Annotated in this window: 2 protein-coding genes; one reads left to right on the forward strand and one right to left on the reverse strand. The window is 49.9% G+C overall.

Translation table 11 applies throughout. The features are described 5' to 3' along the window. Positions 1-203: 203 nt before the first annotated feature. Positions 204-674 (reverse strand): very short patch repair endonuclease, encoded by a 471-nt coding sequence (locus ACN0IC_RS15325; protein ID WP_416879620.1) that lies wholly within the window; start codon positions 672-674, stop codon positions 204-206. Positions 675-741: 67 nt separating this feature from the next. On the opposite strand from ACN0IC_RS15325, the gene ACN0IC_RS15330 reads away from it, so the two are divergent. Further along, positions 742-1,654, forward strand: a 913-nt coding sequence (locus ACN0IC_RS15330) for a DNA cytosine methyltransferase (RefSeq protein ID WP_416879621.1), incomplete at its 3' end; no start/stop codon positions are given.

Here is a 1,654-nt window from a genome sequence, read left to right on the forward strand (position 1 = left end):
AGTACGGCCTTTCCCATCGGGGTGTCGGTGTAGAGCGTCACGGAATATATCCTTAATCGTTTGTTCAACGGAAACCATTCTACCCGCAATGCAGGAGATTCATTACTAGCGCAATACCCGACAGTTTACGAAAGACTCTTAGAGTGTGGGTGGAAACCAAGGCGCGACGTTTTGGCTCCATAACCGCTGGTTAGACAGCTGAGTTACTTCTGGCTATTTTGGCTGGGCTCCGGAAACTCAACAAGCTCTCCCTCTCCTTCGATCCACTCGGCGAGCTGTTTCATTAATTTTTCGATCTTTTCTGGCGGCTGAGAACGAAGTTCGCATTCCCAGATTACGCACACCCGCCAGTGTTTCTCGATAAGCATGGACTGGTTACGTTGGTCACGCTTTGCATTACCAAGAATTTTTTTCCTCCAAAAATCTTCTCGGGTTTTTGGCCATTTAAAAAGCGAACACATGTGTCCGTGCCAGAAGCAACCGTTGATCAGGATGACTGCTCGATAACGGGGAAGAATGACGTCTGGTCGGCCGGGGAGGTCTTTCCTATGCAGGCGAAAGCGGAACCCCATTCCATGGAGAGCCGACCGTACGGTCAGTTCGGGCTTCGTATTTTTTCCCTTGATCCCGGACATCATTCGGGACCGGGTCTGGGAATCGACAACATCGCTCATCTTAGACCTGGTTTTATAGGGTGTTACTGGTATCCTACTACCTTTTTGCGAGGGCCCTCCGCCAGATATGAGTGACAAGGTACATATCGTTGATCTGTTCGCCGGCCCTGGCGGTTTGGGCGAAGGTTTCTCTTCATATGAAGATGATGCCGGAAAGCGGCCTTTCAAGCTGGTGGCTTCTGTTGAAAAGGAAGCAAGTGCTCACCGAACTCTTACGTTACGAGCTTTCTTTCGTCAGTTTGACAAAGGTGAAGTTCCGTCCCAATACTACGATTACGTCAAGGGGGGCGACCCAGCGCAGCGAGAGGATCTTTTTAATCAGTTCAGACCGCAAAGCGAAGCAGCCATAGAGGAGACTCTTGGGGCTCCCCGGGGTTTGGGAACTAAAGATCACAACACCATCTTCGATCGTATCAGGTCTGTTAAGAAGCAACATACCGGGAAGTGGATAGTTATCGGTGGTCCTCCGTGCCAGGCGTATTCGGTAGTTGGGCGAGCTCGTAATAGAGGTATCGAAGGCTATCAGCCTGAAAACGACGAGCGACACTTTCTCTACAAGGAGTATCTCAAGGTATTGAAAGAAGTCGAGCCTGATGTTTTTGTCATGGAAAACGTGCGTGGCATTTTGACTGCAAAGGTTCATGGTAATCGGATTTTCGATTCGATTCTCAAGGACCTTAAGAATCCTGCAAAAAGCCTGGGTGATTCCTCGGGAGAGGACTACGAAATATATTCTCTGACGACTCCGTTGCCTGATTCTGATGCGCTGGGGGATAGAGCCTACCCGTCCAACTCGAGTTATCTTATCAAGGCCGAGGAATTCGGTATTCCCCAAACGCGTCACCGAGTGATTCTGTTGGGGGTACGCAAAGGCGTACTGGGAAATCGTCAACCACGCATTCTTCAGCGGGATATCCACTCCACTTTGACTACCTCAGACGTTATTGGGGATCTGCCTCCATTGAGGAGCGGAGTGACAA

Source organism: Litorimonas sp. (genome assembly GCA_029936425.1).
In the GTDB taxonomy this organism is placed as follows: domain Bacteria; phylum Pseudomonadota; class Alphaproteobacteria; order Caulobacterales; family Maricaulaceae; genus Litorimonas.

Bases quoted from the DNA above. Each gene is read 5' to 3' on its own strand.
- ACN0IC_RS15325 (WP_416879620.1), bottom strand. From the start codon at position 674: ATGAGCGATGTTGTCGATTCCCAGACCCGGTCCCGAATGATGTCCGGG.